The organism is Aminobacter sp. Y103A, from assembly GCF_030294925.1.
GTDB lineage: Bacteria > Pseudomonadota > Alphaproteobacteria > Rhizobiales > Rhizobiaceae > Aminobacter > Aminobacter ciceronei.
Window position 1 is genome coordinate 1,827,940 of record NZ_AP017986.1, and the last position, 15,530, is coordinate 1,843,469.

Here is a 15,530-nt window from a genome sequence, read left to right on the forward strand (position 1 = left end):
CAAAGTATTTTTAATTGACTCGTCAATCAATAAAATTCACGGCGCGTGTCGTCTCGAATGCGTCATGGAACCCCCATCTGGACCATTGAATGTTGTCGAAAACTGTTCATACTTGAACGGAATTGAAGGGCGTTGGAATCGCCCGCCAAATGGCGCAACATACCAATGACGATGGAGACGAAGATGACCGCATGCATCGTGGGCTGGGCGCATTCGCGTTTCGGCAAGCTGGAAGGCGAGACGCTGGAAAGCCTGATCACGCAGGTTGCCACCGAGGCGCTGGCGCATGCGGGCGTCGGGCCGGAAGATGTCGACGAGATCGTGCTCGGCCATTTCAATGCCGGCTTCTCCGCCCAGGATTTCACCGCGAGCCTTGTGCTGCAGGCCGACGACCGCCTGCGTTTCAAGCCGGCGACGCGTGTCGAAAATGCCTGCGCCACCGGCTCTGCCGCCGTGCGCCAGGGCATCCGTGCCGTCAATGCCGGCCAGCGCATCGTGCTGGTGGTCGGCGCCGAACAGATGACCACGACACCGGGACCGGAGATCGGCAAGAACCTGTTGCGCGCCTCCTATCTGCCCGAGGATGGCGACACCCCGGCTGGCTTTGCCGGCGTCTTCGGCAAGATCGCCCAGGCCTATTTCCAGCGTTATGGCGACCAGTCCGATGCGCTGGCGATGATCGCTGCCAAGAACCACAAGAACGGCGTCGAAAACCCGTACGCCCAGATGCGCAAGGATTTCGGCTTCGACTTCTGCCGCCAGGAGAGCGAGAAGAACCCGTTTGTCGCCGGCCCGCTGAAGCGCACCGACTGCTCTCTCGTCTCCGACGGTGCGGCAGCCCTGGTGCTGACCGATGCGACCACGGCGCTGAGGATGAAGCGTGCGATTGCTTTCCGCGCCAACGAGCATGTGCAGGACTTCCTGCCGATGTCGAAGCGCGACATCCTGCAGTTCGAAGGTTGCGAGCTGGCCTGGAACCAGGCGTTGAAGGCGGCGGGCGTTTCGCTCGACGACCTGTCCTTCGTCGAGACGCATGACTGCTTCACCATCGCCGAGCTGATCGAATATGAGGCCATGGGGCTTGCGCCGCGCGGCGAGGGTGCCCGCGTCGTCATGGAGGGCATCACCGCTAGGGATGGCCGCCTGCCGGTCAATCCCTCGGGTGGTCTCAAGGCCAAGGGGCATCCGATCGGTGCGACCGGCGTGTCGATGCATGTCTTGACCGCGATGCAGCTTGCCGGCGAGGCCGGCGGCATCCAGGTCAAGGACGCCAGGCTCGGCGGCATCTTCAACATGGGCGGTGCCGCGGTCGCCAACTACGTGTCGATCCTGGACCGCATCAGATGAGGCATTCGGCCGTCGTCATCGGCGGTGCGTCGGGCATCGGCCTTGCCGTGGCCGAGCGCCTGGTATCAGATGGATGGCCGGTGGCAATGATCGATGGCGATGCGGCAGCCCTTGCCGCTGCCGCAGACGCAATCGACAATGACGATGTCCTCTTCATCGAGGCCGACCCGACAGACGAGGACAATGTCGCCGAAGCGTTCGACCAGGTGGTCGACAGCCTTGGTCTCATTGGCGGACTGGTGGCGGTGGCCGGCTTCGACCGGCATGCAAGTGCCGAAGACACCAGTGCTGAAATGCTGCGCGAAGCGCTCGACGTCAATCTGGTCGGGCCGTTCATCGCCGCCCATGCCGCGCTCGAGCGGATGGGGGCGTCCCTGTCCATCGTCAATGTCGGTTCGGTCGCCGGCCTGCGCGCGCATCGCGGCAGGCTCGCCGTCGCCGCCTCGCAGGCCGGGCTGAAGTTGATGTCCGAGGTGCTGGCGCTGGAGGTCGGCAATCGTGGCGTTCGTGTCAACGCCGTCGCAGCCGGGCCGACCGAGATCGAAGCGGATGGCAATGGCAGCGGGATCGCGCCGCGGCTGATGCCGCAGGGCCGTTATGCCGAGCCCGAGGAGATCGCCGCCGCGGTTGCCTTCCTGCTGTCGCCGGAAGCAAGTTATGTCAACGGTCATACGCTCGCAGTGGATGGCGGATTCCTCGCCGCCGCGCTATCGGGTGACAAGGCATGATGCTGCACGGCTAGTCGGGCAGGCGTCACGCCCGGCAAAAATCGTCCGCTAGCGCATGAAGGCACGTTGAAAATGGCAAATCCGGTTCTTGTCGAGGTGCTGCGCGGCGACCTCGTTGAAAGCGTGCATCGTGGTGCGGTGGTCGTCGTCGACGGCGACGGCAAGCAGGTCTGGGCCATGGGCGATGCGCAGCAACAGGTCTTCCCGCGCTCGGCGGTCAAGGCGATCCAGGCGCTGCCTTTCGTCGAAAGCGGCACGGCCGATGCATATGGCTTCGGCGATCGTGAACTGGCGCTGGCCTGTTCCTCGCATTCCGGCGAAGTCGCCCATGCCGAGCTTGCCAATGCCATGCTCGCCAAGGCCGGCCTCGACGTCGATGCGCTCGAATGCGGCGCGCACTGGCCGTCCAATCACGGCGCCACCATCGCGCTGGCCCGCAGCGGCGCCTCGCCAAGTGCGCTGCACAACAATTGCTCGGGCAAGCATTCCGCCTTCGTCTGCACCTGCCGCCACCTCGGCATCGCGCATCAGGGTTATGTCAGGCCCGAGCATCGTTTCCAGGAGATGGTTCGCGAGACGATGGAAGCGGTAACAGGAGCCCGGCACGACGAGGCCAATCGCGGCATTGACGGCTGTTCGATCCCGACCTTTGCCGTGCCGCTGCAAAACCTTGCCTTGGGGTTCGCGCGCATGGTCACCGGCAATGGTCTCGGCGCGGACCGGGCAGGGGCTGCACGCCGGCTGATGTCGGCCTGCATGAGCGAACCTTTTCTGGTCGCTGGAACCGACAGGGCCGATACGGAGTTGATGCAGACTGCACCCGGACGGATCTTCGTCAAGGTCGGCGCCGAAGGCGTGTTTTGCGCGGCCGTGCCCGAACTTGGGCTCGGCATTGCGTTGAAATGCGACGACGGCGCCGGCAGGGCGGCCGAGGTCATGATCGCGGCGGGTCTGGCCAGGCTTCTGGCCGCTGATGAAGCGCTGTCCGGCACCATGAAAAAGGCTGCCAATCCTGTGCTCAGGAACTGGAACGGCATTGAAGTTGCGTCGCTTCGGCCCAGCGCTGCATTCGGCTGAGGACGCAATGGGCGGGTCAGCGTGGCTGGCTTGTTATCCATGCAGCGAACACCTAGGTTCGGTTGATGAGCAGAGCTTTTACCCGCGAAGACGATAGCGAAAACGTAATCGCCGACATCGGCGAGCGGCCGGTCAGTGCGTCGCGAAACCTGGTCACAGAGCAAGGCCTCGCCCATATCGAGGCCCAGCTCGCCAGCCTGCGCGAGGATCTGGCCAAGGCCGAGGCCGATGCCGACCGCGAGCGCATTGCGACCGTGTCGCGCGACCTGCGCTATTGGCAGTCGCGCCGCGAGACGGCAGAGGTGTCCGTTCCCGAGCCTGACAGCACGGTCGTCCGCTTCGGCATGAAGGTTGTCATCGAGGATGACAAGGGCAAGCGCAACGTCTGGCAGATCGTCGGCGAAGACGAGGCCGACGCCGCCAAGGGCCGCATCTCGCATGCCTCGCCGATGGCAGTCGCACTGTTCGGCAAATCGGTCGGCGACCTCGCCTCGGTTAACGGCCATGAATGGGAAATCGTCGAACTGGGCAGCTAGCTTTCGACCGGAACCGTGTGGTCGCGGAAGAATGCGGTGGCGCCAGCTTCATCGATTTCGCCGGCTGCGATCATGAGCACGAACTGGATAACGTCCTGTTGCGATGCCTCGACGCTCAAGCCATTGAAAAACAGAAACAAGTCCGCTGCGGCAAATGCCGTGCGCTTGTTGCCGTCGACAAAGGGATGGTTCTTGGCGATGCCGAACAGATAGGCCGCTGCCAGTTCGCATCGGTCCGGTGTGCCGTAAGCGACCTTTTGCAGCGGGCGCGCCAGCGCCGACTCCAGCATGTCCTCTGATCGAACGCCCGGTGCGCCACCGTGCAGGCGCAGCTGTTCGGCATGCAGCGCCTCGACGAATTGACGCGAGTGGAACTCGGTCATTTCGCCAGTGCGCGATAGGCAACCTCGTACTTCTTCATCCGTTCGCGCGCGATCTTCATCTTGCGCTCGAATTCCTCTGGGTCGTCCTGTGCCGGGCTGAGGCGCAATTCGTTGCCGTCTTCGGTGAGAACCAGCGTGTCGCCAGCCCTCAGATTGTGCCGCTCCAGCACCTCCTTCGGCAGGATCACGCCTTCCGAGTTTCCGATCTTGCGCACTGTCACATTCATGGCCAAGTCTCCATGTTATAACTTATGTATAACATGCCGACTCGCCGGAACCAAGCCCCGGCCGGAACCAAGCCATTGTCGCTTGCGTAGACCGCCACTATACCTTGCGGGTGGCCGCAGCTGCGGTCGGAAAATAGCATTGCCGGAGACAACGCCCATGGCGCAGGACGACAGCATTTTCATTGGTGCCAGCCGCAAGCCGGACGATAGCTATCAACGACCCGAAGAATTGCTGTTGAAATACGGCAATCGCCACGGCCTGGTTACAGGCGCGACCGGCACCGGCAAGACGGTGACGCTGCAGATACTGGCCGAGGGCTTCTCGAATGCCGGCGTTCCGGTGTTCTGCGCCGACATCAAGGGCGACCTGTCGGGCATCTCGATGATCGGCGAGGCCAAGGATTTTCTCACTGCCCGCGCCGAGGCGATCAAGCTCGACCCATATGAGTTCCAGGAATTCCCTGTCATCTTCTGGGACCTGTTCGGCGAACAGGGGCATCCCATCCGCGCGACCATTTCCGAAATGGGCCCGCTGCTTTTGTCGCGGCTGATGAACCTGACGGAGGCGCAGGAAGGCGTGCTCAACATCGCTTTCCGCATTGCCGACGAGGAAGGCCTGCTGCTGCTCGACATGAAGGACCTGCAGTCGCTCTTGGCCAACATCGCCGATCGGGCCGACGAAATCGGTACCCGCTATGGCAATATCACCAAACCTTCGGTCGGCGCGATCCAGCGGTCGCTGCTGGTGCTCGAGCAGCAGGGCGGCAACCACTTCTTCGGCGAGCCGGCGCTGAAGATCGCCGACATCATGCGCACGACGCGCGACGGCCGCGGCGCGATCAACGTGCTGGCCGCCGACAAGCTGATGATGAACCCCAGGCTTTATGCCACCTTCCTGCTCTGGCTGCTGTCGGAGCTGTTCGAGGTGCTGCCCGAGGTCGGCGATCCCGACAAGCCGAAGCTGGTGTTCTTCTTCGACGAAGCCCACCTTCTGTTCGATGAGGCACCCAAGATCGTCGTCGACCGGGTCGAGCAGGTCGTGCGCCTGATCCGCTCCAAGGGCGTCGGCGTCTATTTCGTCACCCAGAACCCGCTCGACGTCCCCGAAACCGTGCTCGCCCAGCTCGGCAACCGTGTCCAGCATGCGCTGCGCGCCTACACGCCGCGCGAGCAGAAGGCGGTAAAGACCGCTGCCGATACCTTCCGTCCGAACCCCGACTTCAACTGCGCCACCGCCATCACCCAGCTCGGCACCGGCGAGGCGTTGGTCTCGACGCTCGAGGCCAAGGGTGTGCCGTCCATGGTGCAGCGGACGCTGATCCGGCCGCCGGCATCGCGGCTCGGGCCGATCACGCCGCAAGAGCGCCAGAAGCTGATCAACGAAAGCCCTGTCGCCGGACAGTACGACCAGACGGTCGACCGCGAATCGGCCTTCGAGATGCTGCAGAAGAAAGCGCTCGAGGCGCAAAAGGCCCAGGAGCAGGCGCAGCAGCAGGCGAATACCGGCGGCGGCAGCGGCTGGACCATTCCGGGCTTTGGCAATGATGCGCCGGCGCCCAGTGGTCGCAACACCGGCAATGCGCCCAGGCCGCGAACCTCGAACCGGCAGACGGTGACGGAAGCTGCGCTGAAGTCGGTCGTGCGCTCCGTCGGCTCGTCGGTCGGCCGTGCGCTGGTGCGCGGCATTCTGGGCAGCCTGAAGAAGGGCTTTTGAAACACCCTGAGGCTCCAAAGAAAAACGGCGCGTCGATGACGCGCCGTCAGACTGCTGACAAACCCCGTCGAATTTCGGCGGGGTTTTGTTTTGTGGGTTGATTGAGCTTTTGGATTGATTTCGGGGAGCAGATGCTAGTGCCGTTGCGAGCCGGCTTTGGCCTCATGCGAGGCTTGGTTTTGGCTTTGGCCAGAGGCTGATTGCGATCTTTTTCATGTTCTGGGCGGCGGCTGCGATCAGGCACTGGCAGGCGACGCGTGTTCGCCCTCGGAAGCGGGCATAGCGATGGCCGAAGAGCTGCTTGGCATCGGCGAAGGATCGCTCGACCGTCTCCTTGCGGCGTCGATAGATCGCCTTGCCCCATGCGGTTAAGCGGTTGGCATCGACCCGCTCGCGGACATCCTGCCAGACATGGCGCGTGATGGTGCGCTCGGCCTTGGCGTTTGATGTGCAAGACGCCAGCAGCGGACAGTTGCGGCAGATCGTCGGGTCGCTCCTGTAGTGGCGATAACCGCCGCGATCGGTGGTGGCGTAAGTGAGCAACTGGCCCTGCGGGCAACGATAGCCGTCAAGGTCCGGCTCATGGACGAAAGCGCCCTTCCTCATCTTGCCAGGCTTTGGCCGGGTCGGGTTGCGATAGCCGACGACACCGTGGATGTTCCTGTCCTCCAGGCCCTTGGCGATGCCTGGCGTGGCATAGCCGGCATCCAGCCCCGCCGCCGTGACGTCGAAGCCGAAACGCTCCACCTGGCGGTCGAGCCGGTCGAGATAGACGATCGAGTCATGCACGTTGGCCGGCGTGGCAAACGTGTCGGTGATGATGCCGAAGCCGCCATCCACCGTGCGGTGATCGAGATAAAAGAAGCCCTTCGGCTTGCCCTCGCGCACCATATAGCCAGCCTCAGGATCGGTGCGCGAGACCTTCGTCTCTTTCACCGCAGGCTGCCGCTCCTGCTCCTTCAGCGCCTTCTGGCCGTGCAACGCCCGTTCGGCGTCGATCGCCCGGTCGAGCTCGCCCCAGTAGTCGGCACGCGACTTGGCGACCATGGCAAGGTCGTACTTGCCCTTGTTGGCATTGGCCTTCAGGTGCGTGCTGTCGGTGTAGAGCACCGTGCCGTCGACCAAGCCTGCCCCGATCGCCTGCTCGACAATGCGGTCGAAGATCGCCTGCGCGATCGTCTCGTCCTGGTAGCGCCGGCGTCGGTTCTGCGACAATGTCGAGGCGTCGAACACCTTGTCCGTCAGCTTCAGCCGCAGGAACCACCGGTAGGCGACATTGACCTCGATCTCGCACCAATTGCCGCTCCGAGCGCACCCCGAACAGGTAGCCGATGAACAGCGCCTTGAACATCAAGGTCGGATCAAGTGGCGGGCGACCAGGGGGAACCCCGGCGCGGAGTTGGGGCGGGAGGGCTTGAGCCGGCCGGTCAGTCGGCCGGGTTCCAGATGACGGCGTAGGTGTCTTGATCGTCTTGGCCGGCGGCGCGGCCGAGATTGGCGTAGAGCTTGCGGGGACCGAACTCCGGTGCGGCGATGGACAAGCTCACATAGTCGTTGCCGGAAGTCTCCCCGGTTCGGATCCAGCCGGCGCCGACCTCCACGCCCTGCGTCAGCACCCGGAAGTCGGGATGGTTGTCGGCGGACTTGCTCCGATTGGGCACGATGTCGATGTCGGCGCGGACGCTGAGCGTCCTGAGCTGGCCTTTGTAGCTGCCGTTTTCCTGCTTGTTGACGTAACCGATCGCGGTCATTTTCCTGTCTCCTTCTGCTGTCGCCGGGGACCATTCCCCTGCGATGGCGGACCGTGATGGGCGCGTCCGGACCGCCCGAACCCGGCAGGGCCGCAGCGGCAGCGAAGGACCCGAGCGGGCAGCTTTTTTGAAGCGAAGCGGCGCGAGGAAGCCGCGTCATGCGGCGGGGAAAAAAGCTGGTGGCGAGGGTTTCGGGCGGGCTGGAACCGCCCATAGGTCAATGAGCCAGCCGCAGGGGAATGTCCTCAAGACGTGTGGGGACAGGTCGCGTGATCGGGTGAGCACAACAAGCGATCGGAACGCGTGCGGCGGGTTCCGCACGCTCAACACCGTGCCGGATCGATAAATGTGCCCGTGCACCGGGAGCCCCAGCAGGCATCTCGGCGTGGTAATCGAGCACTGACAAGGGCGAGCTTTGGCGGCCGGATGTTGTCGGCGCAGTAAAGCGGCGCTGTCAGATCGTGGATGAACGAGAAATCGATAACACCATCGATCTTGCGCAGAAGGTGATCAACTGGAACCAGTTGATCGAGCGTGACGATCTCAAGTGCGGTTTGTTCAGGGCCGGCTCGCTTCAACATCACCCACTGAATCACAAACCCCCAACTCTCGCCAGGGGTTTGTCAGCAGTCTGACGGCGCGTCGATGACGCGCCGTTTTTCTTTGATGGGCAGCCCTGGGCTGTCAGGCCATGCCGAGGCCGTTGGTGACCAGGATCGGCGTCTTGGACGGCACGCGGTCGTAGAGATCGATGATGTCCTGGTTCATCAGGCGCACGCAGCCCGACGACACCGACTTGCCGATCGTCCACCATTCCGGCGAACCATGGACGCGGTAGAGCGTGTCTTCGTTGTTCTGGAAGATGTAGAGCGCACGGGCGCCGAGAGGGTTGTTGAGCCCCGGGGCCATGCCGCCATTGCGGACGCTGTACTTCTCGAGTTCCGGCTGGCGGCCGATCATGTCGTCCGGCGGCGTCCACTTCGGCCACTTGCGCTTCCACTGGATGACGGCGCGGCCCTGCCAGGCAAAGCCGGCGCGGCCCAGGCCGACGCCGTAGCGGATCGCCTGGCCGTTTTCGCGCACGAGATAGAGGAAGTGGGTCGAGGTATCGACGACCAGCGTGCCGGGACGTTCGCCGGTCGGATCGGCGACGATCTGGCGAAGGAACTGGGGCTTCACCTTCTTGACCGGAATGCCGGGAACCTCATAGCCCTCGTCGCTGACCGGGCCATACATGTTGACGTAGTCGCCGAAGGCCGGATCGATGGTCGGCGTCGGCGGGACGATCTGAGGCGCTTGCACGAACTGGCCGCCGCCGCTGACGGTCGAGCAGGCCGAAAGCGCTGCCGTGGCAGCACCTGCGGCCGCCAGATTGAGAAAGCCGCGCCTCGTCAGAGGGCGGGATGAATCATGTGATATGGGCATGGCTGCGATCTAGGAGTCCAGTTCGAAAGAAATGGTGAATTCAAGGAAACGGTCGCGTTCCCTTAACGCTCACGGAGATAGGCAGGTCAAAATCAGACCTTAGGGTGGACAAAGCATGGCAACGATGTGACGCGCCAATCACTGTTGCGTTATGGCAACATGCCTGACCTATGGTTAGCTAACCAATTGTAACTAAACCTTCCAGCGACGGCAGGATCAGTGATGGTGGCAAGTCGCGGTACTCGTCCGGCTGGTCGGCGCGGTTGATCCAGACGGTACGGCAGCCGAATTTGGCGGCACCCGCAATGTCCCATCGATTGGACGACTGGAACGATATCGCTTCGGGATAGAGGCGCCAGCTGCTGGCCACCAGATCATACACCGACTGGTCCGTCTTGAAGCGGCGCACACTGTCGACGGAGAAGATCTCGTCCAGGATGAGGTCGAGCCCGGCAGAACGGGTGGCTGCCTCAAGCATGGCGGGCGAACCATTGGACAGGATCGCCAGCCTGGCGCCATTGTCCTTCAGGTTGCGCAGGACGGCAGGGACCTCCGGATAGCAATCGAGCCGCCAATAGGCGTCGAGCAGCTTGCTGCGCATCGCCGGGTCGACGGAGGGCACCTTGCGGAAGGCGAAGTCGAGCGCCTGTTCGGTGAGCTGCCAGAAGTCGAGATAGGCGCCCATCAGGGTGCGGACCCAGGAATATTCGAGCTGCTTGGCCCGCCAGATCTCGGACAGCAGCTGGCCGTCCGGGCCGATGTCGGCGGCATGGCGGCGAACGGCGGCGTGCACGTCGAACAGCGTGCCATAGGCGTCGAATATGTAGGCGGCGTGGCGCATGCCTGTGGTTTTCCAACGGCTTGGCGGCGAGCGCAAGCACAACTATCGGCTGGCTCCAACATTTAGGCCTGCTGCCGGTTGACGGGGCCGGCCAAAGCCTTTTCGATGCCCGACACCAACAAGATGCGACGGGAAAAGACCATGACGCTCGCTGCGGCTGCACAATCCACGACCTGGACCTATGTCGATGGCGATTGGCACGAGGGCAATGTCGCGCTCATCGGCCCGCGCAGCCACGCCATGTGGCTTGGGTCCAGCGTCTTCGACGGCGGCCGCTGGTTCGAGGGCGTGGCGCCCGATCTTGAAGCGCATTCGCGGCGGGTCAACTCCTCGGCGATCGCGCTCGGTCTGAAGCCGACGATGAGCCCGGAGCAGATCGTCGGGCTGACCTGGGATGGGCTCAAGAAATTCGACGGCAAGACCGCCGTTTACATCAGGCCGATGTATTGGGCCGAGCATGGCGGCTACATGGGTGTCCCGGCGGACCCGTCTTCGACGCGGTTCTGCCTCTGCCTCTACGAATCACCGATGCTGCCGCCGACCGGATTTTCGATCGGCCTGTCGCCGTTTCGCCGCCCGAGCATGGAAACGATGCCGACCAACGCCAAGGCCGGCTGCCTTTATCCGAACAACGGCCGCGCCATCCTCGATGCCAAGATGCGCGGTTTCGACAATGCGCTGGTGCTCGACATGCTGGGCAACGTCGCCGAGACCGGATCGTCGAACATCTTCCTGGTCAAGAACGGCCAGGTGTTCACCCCGGCGCCGAATGGAACTTTCTTGTCCGGAATCACCCGCAGCCGGACAATGTCGTTGCTTGCCGAGAGCGGCCACACCGTTATCGAGAAGACGCTTTCGGTGCGCGAATTCCTCGAAGCCGACGAGATTTTCTCGACCGGAAACCATTCCAAGGTCGTTCCGGTGACGCGCATCGAAGACCGAAATCTGCAGCCGGGACCGGTAGCAAAAAAGTCTCGCGAGCTATATTGGGAGTGGGCTCACTCTACCGGCAAGGCCTGAGTGCAGCGAAGAAAAAACAGTGCCTCTCATCTGTTTCCAAGATGACGACGACCTATCTGTAGACGGCATAGTCATGCCGCGAAATTGCCAGCAAGGGAGTATGATCCATGGCTTTTGAATTGCCCGAATTGCCCTACGACTACGAGGCGCTGCAGCCCTTCATGTCGAAGGAGACGCTCGAGTACCATCACGACAAGCACCACAAGGCCTATGTCGACAACGGCAACAAGCTGGCTGCCGAAGCGGGCATGGACAAGCTGTCGCTGGAAGAGGTGGTGAAGCAGTCGTTCGGCAAGAACGCCGGCCTGTTCAACAACGCCGCCCAGCACTACAACCACGTCCACTTCTGGAAGTGGATGAAGAAGGGCGGCGGCGGCAACAAGCTGCCGGGCGCACTTCAGAAGGCCGTCGATGCCGATCTCGGCGGTTACGACAAGTTCAAGGCCGACTTCATCGCTGCCGGCACCACGCAGTTCGGCTCGGGCTGGGCCTGGCTGTCGGTCAAGGATGGCAAGCTCGCCATTTCCAAGACCCCGAACGGCGAGAACCCGCTGGTTCACGGCGCGACCCCGATCCTCGGCGTCGACGTCTGGGAGCACTCCTACTACATCGACTATCGCAATGCCCGTCCGAAGTATCTCGAGGCATTCGTCGACAGCCTGATCAACTGGGACTACGTGCTCGAGCTCTACGAAAAGGCCTGAGCCGCAGACCCGCCCGGTCGCATCCCCTGATGTGACCGGTGACCGGCCGACGCATCTGAAACCCCGGCAACCGCCGGGGTTTTTGCGTTTGGGTGGAAATGTTCGAAAAACTCTAACAGTCACGGAAGCGTGAAGAGAATTTCAGGACGAATTCGGCCAGTTTCGCCGTTGGCCCTAGGCAGCTGTTGCAACCGAGAGAGGACCTGATGAAAAAGATTGTGTTTGCCGTCGCAGCGCTCGCGCTCGCCACCACCGCAGCATTCGCCGATGTGATTGCTGACCGCCAGGCAGTGATGAAGGAAAATGCGAAGCAAGTCGGCACACTGGTGAAGATGGTGAAGGGCGAGGCGCCGTTCGATGCGGCGGCTGTCGTCGCCGCCCTGACCGCGCTCAACGACAACGTCCAGAAGATCGACGTGGCAGCGTCGTTCCCCGCCGGCAGCGACAAGGGCGACACCACCGCCTCGCCGAAGATCTGGGAAGACCTGGCCGGCTTCCAGGCCCAGGTCGACAAGTTCAAGGAAGTCACTGCCGCCGCAGTCGCCAGCCCGGCTGCGGATCTGGATGCGTTGAAGGCGCAGGTCGGCACCATCGGCCAGACCTGCGGCACCTGCCACGAGGCGTTCCGCGTGAAGAAGGGCTGACCCCTCGCGGATGGCTGTTTTCAGGAAAATCGCAGTTGCGGCTCTGGCGCTTGGCGGCGCCGGGGCCGCAGTTTTCTGGTGGCTGACGGTGCCGGAGAGGCTGGCGCCTGACATGTTGGCTGCCTTGGGAACCGGCGACACCGGCCGCGGCCAGCGCATATTCGACGCCGGCGGTTGCGCCTCGTGTCACGCCAGGCCGAAATCCGAAGGCGACGCGCGGCTGCAGCTCGCCGGCGGCGTCGAACTCAAGACGCAGTTCGGCACCTTCGTCGCGCCGAACATTTCTTCCGATCCCAATGACGGCATCGGCGCATGGTCGCTCGAAGACTTCGCCAATGCGATGCTGAAAGGCGTGTCGCGCGAGGGCCAGCATCTCTATCCGGCATTTCCCTATGCCTCCTACGCCCGCATGAAGCCGGCTGACGTCGCCGACCTCTACGCCTTCCTGAAGACGCTGCCGGCGGTTGAGGGCAGGGCGCCTGATCACGAGCTTGGCTTCCCCTTCAACATCCGGCGCGGGCTGGGACTGTGGAAACAGCTCTATCTCAGCGATCAGCCGGTGGTCGCCTTTGCCGAGGGCACGCCCGACAAGGTGCTGCATGGGCGTGACCTGGTCGAGGGTGCCGGCCATTGCGGCGAATGCCACACGCCGCGCAGCCTTGCCGGCGGCACCGAAAAGGGCCAGTGGCTGGCCGGCGCCAGGGCAGCCGAAGGCGACGGCGTCGTGCCCAACATCACGCCCGAAGGCAAGGACATCAGCGGCTGGTCCGAAGCCGATATCGCCGGCTATCTCGAAACCGGCTTCACGCCGGAGTTCGATTCCGTGGGCGGCACCATGGTCGAGGTGCAGAAGAACATGGCGAGACTGACTGCCGCCGACCGGGAGGCGATCGCCGCCTATCTCAAGGCGATCCCGCCACAGGCCAACGGTTACCCGGCGCAGCAGCCGAAGCCCGCGGGTTGAGCCCCACCGGCGGCCAGAGGCCGCCGGTCTCTCCATCGCGATGTCAGGCGCGCCCGGCCACCTTCAGAGCGAAAGCGTAGTTGAAGGCGACTTCCTCGAGCCTGGAGAAGCGGCCGGAGGCGCCGGCATGGCCAGAATCCATGTTGATCTTGAACAGCACCGGGCTGTTGCCCGACTTGCGCTCGCGCAGCCGTGCCGCCCATTTGGCCGGCTCCCAATAGGTGACGCGCGGATCGGTCAGGCCGGCCACCGCCAGGATCGGCGGATAGTCGACCTCAGCGACATTGTCGTAGGGCGAGTAGGCGACGATGGTCTTGTAGTCCGCTTCCGAGGCGATCGGATTGCCCCATTCGGGCCATTCCGGCGGCGTCAGCGGCAAGGTGTCGTCGAGCATGGTGGTCAGCACGTCGACGAAGGGCACTTCGGCGATGATGCCGGCAAAGGCCTCGGGCGCCATGTTGGCCACCGCTCCCATCAGCATGCCGCCGGCCGAGCCGCCTTGCGCGACGATGCGCTCATGCGCGGTGTAGCGCTCGGCGACGAGATGGTGGGCTGAGGCGATGAAGTCGGTGAAGGTGTTGACCTTGGTCGCGCGCTTGCCGTCCTCGTACCAGGCATAACCCTTGTCCTTGCCGCCGCGGATATGGGCGATGGCATAGACGAAGCCGCGGTCGACCAGCGACAGACAGTTGGTGTTGAACGAAGCCGGAATGGTCATGCCGTAGGAGCCGTAGCCATAGAGCAGGCAGGGTGCTGTTCCGTCGAGTGGCGTGTCGCGGTGATGGATCAGCGAGATCGGCACCAGTTCGCCATCCGGCGCCGGAGCCATCAGGCGGCGCGTGACATAGTCCTCGATGTTGTGGCCCGACGGCACTTCCTGCGTCTTGAGCAGGGTTCGTTCGCGTGTCCGCATGTTGTAGTCGAACAGCTGCGACGGGGTGGTCATCGACGAATAGGAAAAGCGCATGGTGTCGGTGTCGTATTCGTAGGAACCCGACAGCCCGAGCGAGAACGCCTCTTCGGGGAAGGAGATCAGGTGCTCGGCACCCGTGGCGCGCTCATGGACGACGATGCGGGGCAGGCCCTCCTTGCGCTCGAGGCGGACCATGAAGTCCTTGAAGCCGACCACCGACAGGATGAGGCGGCCAGGTTCATGGGCGACCAGCTCCTTCCAGTTGCTTCGCGCCGGATCGCTGACCGGCGCCGTCATGATCTTGAAGTCCTTGGCGCCATCGGCGTTGGTCAGCACGAAGAAGATGTCGCCGCCTTCTTCGAGGTCGTATTGCAGGCCGATCTCGCGCGCTGCCACAAGTTTTGGCGCCGCCAGCGGATCGGTCGCCGGAAACAGCCGGTACTCCGATGTCTCATGGTCGCTGATGGAGATCATGATCCATTCGTTGGAGCGCGTGCCGCCGACATTCATGAAGAAGCCGGGGTCGGTTTCCTCATAGACCAGCCGGTCCGCTGCGGCGTCCGTGCCGAGCCCATGGTAGAACACCTTTGACGGCCGGTGGTTGGGATCGAGGCGGGTGTAGAAGAAGCCGGTATTCGCCGCGTCCCATGTGCCCGAACCGCCGGTGTCGCCGACCACGTCGTCAAGTTCCGCGCCGCTGCCGATGTCACGCACGCGCAGCGTGTAGAATTCCGACCCCTTGTCGTCGAAGGCCCAGATCAGGCGCTTGTGGTCCGACGAGTGGTCGATGCCGCCGAGGCGGAAATAGGCGTGGCCCTCGGCTTCCTTGTCGCCGTCGAGGATGATCTCTTCCGGACCGCCTTCGCTCGGAATGCGGAAGTAGCGCGGCTGCTCGCCGCCCTTCTTGAACGAGGAGCCATAAGCGAAAGGGCCATCCTTCATCGGCACCGAGGAATCGTCTTCCTTGATGCGGCCCTTCATCTCGGCAAACAGCGCCTTCCTGAGCTCGACGGTGTCGGCCATCAGTTCGGCCTGATAGGTGTTTTCCGCCTCGAGATGGCTGCGGATATCGGCATCGAGCACGCTCGGGTCGCGGAACACCTCCTGCCAGTTGTCGGCGCGCAGCCAGGCATATTCGTCGACGCGCGTGATGCCGTGGCGCGTGTCGGAGACGGGGCGCTTGTCGGTCACGGGCGCGGCGATGTCGGCGAAGATCTTGGGTCGGGTCATTAGGTCTCGCGTGGGTGCTGAATCTT

The 15,530-nt window shown here is 63.3% G+C and carries 15 protein-coding genes and 2 pseudogenes; 9 read left to right on the plus strand and 8 right to left on the minus strand.

Annotation, left to right across the window (positions count from 1 at the left end; translation table 11 throughout):
- The first annotated feature begins 183 nt into the window (after positions 1 to 183).
- The 4 genes from Amn_RS08760 to Amn_RS08775 all read left to right on the plus strand — a co-directional run bounded on the left by Amn_RS08760 (position 184) and on the right by Amn_RS08775 (position 3,688).
- A complete protein-coding gene (locus Amn_RS08760) occupies positions 184 to 1,347 on the plus strand; it encodes an acetyl-CoA acetyltransferase (RefSeq protein ID WP_067966916.1) in 1,164 nt (387 codons plus the stop codon).
- Complete coding sequence (locus tag Amn_RS08765; RefSeq protein WP_067964392.1) at positions 1,344 to 2,075, plus strand: SDR family NAD(P)-dependent oxidoreductase; 732 nt, start codon at positions 1,344 to 1,346, stop codon at positions 2,073 to 2,075. The genes Amn_RS08760 and Amn_RS08765 overlap by 4 nt, the downstream gene beginning before the upstream one ends.
- 72 nt (positions 2,076 to 2,147) lie before the next feature.
- On the plus strand, positions 2,148 to 3,152 hold the full coding sequence (locus Amn_RS08770) for an asparaginase (RefSeq protein ID WP_286296292.1): 1,005 nt from the start codon (positions 2,148 to 2,150) through the stop codon (positions 3,150 to 3,152).
- Positions 3,153 to 3,217: 65 nt separating this feature from the next.
- The gene (locus tag Amn_RS08775; RefSeq protein WP_067964388.1) at positions 3,218 to 3,688 is read left to right on the plus strand and encodes a GreA/GreB family elongation factor; all 471 of its coding nucleotides are present in this window, start codon (positions 3,218 to 3,220) and stop codon (positions 3,686 to 3,688) included.
- On the opposite strand, the gene Amn_RS08780 is transcribed toward Amn_RS08775, so the two are convergent.
- On the minus strand, positions 3,685 to 4,071 hold the full coding sequence (locus tag Amn_RS08780; protein ID WP_067964386.1) for a type II toxin-antitoxin system death-on-curing family toxin: 387 nt from the start codon (positions 4,069 to 4,071) through the stop codon (positions 3,685 to 3,687). The genes Amn_RS08775 and Amn_RS08780 overlap by 4 nt on opposite strands.
- The gene (locus Amn_RS08785; RefSeq protein ID WP_067964384.1) at positions 4,068 to 4,298 is read right to left on the minus strand and encodes an AbrB/MazE/SpoVT family DNA-binding domain-containing protein; all 231 of its coding nucleotides are present in this window, start codon (positions 4,296 to 4,298) and stop codon (positions 4,068 to 4,070) included. Before Amn_RS08785 ends, Amn_RS08780 begins: the two co-directional genes overlap by 4 nt.
- A 157-nt stretch (positions 4,299 to 4,455) precedes the next feature.
- Here Amn_RS08785 and Amn_RS08790 point away from each other — a divergent pair, with 157 nt between their 5' ends.
- Entirely contained in the window at positions 4,456 to 6,012 is a 1,557-nt protein-coding gene (locus Amn_RS08790; protein ID WP_067964382.1) for a helicase HerA-like C-terminal domain-containing protein, read from the plus strand.
- 162 nt (positions 6,013 to 6,174) lie between these two features.
- Here Amn_RS08790 and Amn_RS08795 read toward each other — a convergent pair.
- From Amn_RS08795 to Amn_RS08815, 5 genes and pseudogenes are all read right to left on the minus strand, one after another.
- Positions 6,175 to 7,390 (minus strand): annotated as a pseudogene (locus Amn_RS08795) (IS1182 family transposase); the annotation flags it as partial.
- 49 nt (positions 7,391 to 7,439) lie between these two features.
- Positions 7,440 to 7,763 carry a DUF736 domain-containing protein gene (locus Amn_RS08800; RefSeq protein WP_006328923.1) on the minus strand — a complete coding sequence of 108 codons (324 nt, stop codon included), beginning with the start codon at positions 7,761 to 7,763 and terminating at the stop codon, positions 7,440 to 7,442.
- A 418-nt stretch (positions 7,764 to 8,181) separates the two neighbouring features.
- Positions 8,182 to 8,344: pseudogene (locus tag Amn_RS08805) on the minus strand (transposase); the annotation flags it as partial.
- 103 nt (positions 8,345 to 8,447) lie between these two features.
- Positions 8,448 to 9,188 carry a L,D-transpeptidase gene (locus Amn_RS08810; RefSeq protein WP_067964380.1) on the minus strand — a complete coding sequence of 247 codons (741 nt, stop codon included), beginning with the start codon at positions 9,186 to 9,188 and terminating at the stop codon, positions 8,448 to 8,450.
- A 178-nt stretch (positions 9,189 to 9,366) separates the two neighbouring features.
- A complete protein-coding gene (locus tag Amn_RS08815; protein WP_067964378.1) occupies positions 9,367 to 10,029 on the minus strand; it encodes a haloacid dehalogenase type II in 663 nt (220 codons plus the stop codon).
- 141 nt (positions 10,030 to 10,170) lie between these two features.
- Here Amn_RS08815 and Amn_RS08820 point away from each other — a divergent pair, with 141 nt between their 5' ends.
- The 4 genes from Amn_RS08820 to Amn_RS08835 all read left to right on the plus strand — a co-directional run bounded on the left by Amn_RS08820 (position 10,171) and on the right by Amn_RS08835 (position 13,361).
- Complete coding sequence (locus Amn_RS08820) at positions 10,171 to 11,049, plus strand: branched-chain amino acid aminotransferase (RefSeq protein WP_067966913.1); 879 nt, start codon at positions 10,171 to 10,173, stop codon at positions 11,047 to 11,049.
- A 107-nt stretch (positions 11,050 to 11,156) separates the two neighbouring features.
- On the plus strand, positions 11,157 to 11,753 hold the full coding sequence (locus Amn_RS08825) for a superoxide dismutase (RefSeq protein WP_067964376.1): 597 nt from the start codon (positions 11,157 to 11,159) through the stop codon (positions 11,751 to 11,753).
- A gap of 206 nt (positions 11,754 to 11,959) precedes the next feature.
- Positions 11,960 to 12,397, plus strand: coding sequence for a c-type cytochrome (locus Amn_RS08830; RefSeq protein ID WP_067964374.1), 438 nt, complete (start codon positions 11,960 to 11,962; stop codon positions 12,395 to 12,397).
- Between the two features lie 10 nt (positions 12,398 to 12,407).
- Entirely contained in the window at positions 12,408 to 13,361 is a 954-nt protein-coding gene (locus tag Amn_RS08835) for a cytochrome c (RefSeq protein WP_067964372.1), read from the plus strand.
- A 43-nt stretch (positions 13,362 to 13,404) separates the two neighbouring features.
- On the opposite strand, the gene Amn_RS08840 is transcribed toward Amn_RS08835, so the two are convergent.
- Entirely contained in the window at positions 13,405 to 15,504 is a 2,100-nt protein-coding gene (locus Amn_RS08840; protein ID WP_286296308.1) for a S9 family peptidase, read from the minus strand.
- Between the last annotated feature and the right edge of the window lie 26 nt (positions 15,505 to 15,530).

What these genes read in the sequence shown, in the direction of transcription:
- Amn_RS08830 (WP_067964374.1), top strand. Translation starts at nt 11,960, where the DNA reads ATGAAAAAGATTGTGTTTGCCGTCGCAGCGCTCGCGCTCGCCACCACC.
- Amn_RS08775 (WP_067964388.1), top strand. Translation starts at nt 3,218, where the DNA reads ATGAGCAGAGCTTTTACCCGCGAAGACGATAGCGAAAACGTAATCGCC.
- Amn_RS08765 (WP_067964392.1), top strand. Translation starts at nt 1,344, where the DNA reads ATGAGGCATTCGGCCGTCGTCATCGGCGGTGCGTCGGGCATCGGCCTT.
- Amn_RS08760 (WP_067966916.1), top strand. Translation starts at nt 184, where the DNA reads ATGACCGCATGCATCGTGGGCTGGGCGCATTCGCGTTTCGGCAAGCTG.
- Amn_RS08835 (WP_067964372.1), top strand. Translation starts at nt 12,408, where the DNA reads ATGGCTGTTTTCAGGAAAATCGCAGTTGCGGCTCTGGCGCTTGGCGGC.
- Amn_RS08770 (WP_286296292.1), top strand. Translation starts at nt 2,148, where the DNA reads ATGGCAAATCCGGTTCTTGTCGAGGTGCTGCGCGGCGACCTCGTTGAA.
- Amn_RS08820 (WP_067966913.1), top strand. Translation starts at nt 10,171, where the DNA reads ATGACGCTCGCTGCGGCTGCACAATCCACGACCTGGACCTATGTCGAT.
- Amn_RS08840 (WP_286296308.1), bottom strand. Translation starts at nt 15,504, where the DNA reads ATGACCCGACCCAAGATCTTCGCCGACATCGCCGCGCCCGTGACCGAC.
- Amn_RS08815 (WP_067964378.1), bottom strand. Translation starts at nt 10,029, where the DNA reads ATGCGCCACGCCGCCTACATATTCGACGCCTATGGCACGCTGTTCGAC.
- Amn_RS08810 (WP_067964380.1), bottom strand. Translation starts at nt 9,188, where the DNA reads ATGCCCATATCACATGATTCATCCCGCCCTCTGACGAGGCGCGGCTTT.
- Amn_RS08825 (WP_067964376.1), top strand. Translation starts at nt 11,157, where the DNA reads ATGGCTTTTGAATTGCCCGAATTGCCCTACGACTACGAGGCGCTGCAG.
- Amn_RS08785 (WP_067964384.1), bottom strand. Translation starts at nt 4,298, where the DNA reads ATGAATGTGACAGTGCGCAAGATCGGAAACTCGGAAGGCGTGATCCTG.
- Amn_RS08800 (WP_006328923.1), bottom strand. Translation starts at nt 7,763, where the DNA reads ATGACCGCGATCGGTTACGTCAACAAGCAGGAAAACGGCAGCTACAAA.
- Amn_RS08790 (WP_067964382.1), top strand. Translation starts at nt 4,456, where the DNA reads ATGGCGCAGGACGACAGCATTTTCATTGGTGCCAGCCGCAAGCCGGAC.
- Amn_RS08780 (WP_067964386.1), bottom strand. Translation starts at nt 4,071, where the DNA reads ATGACCGAGTTCCACTCGCGTCAATTCGTCGAGGCGCTGCATGCCGAA.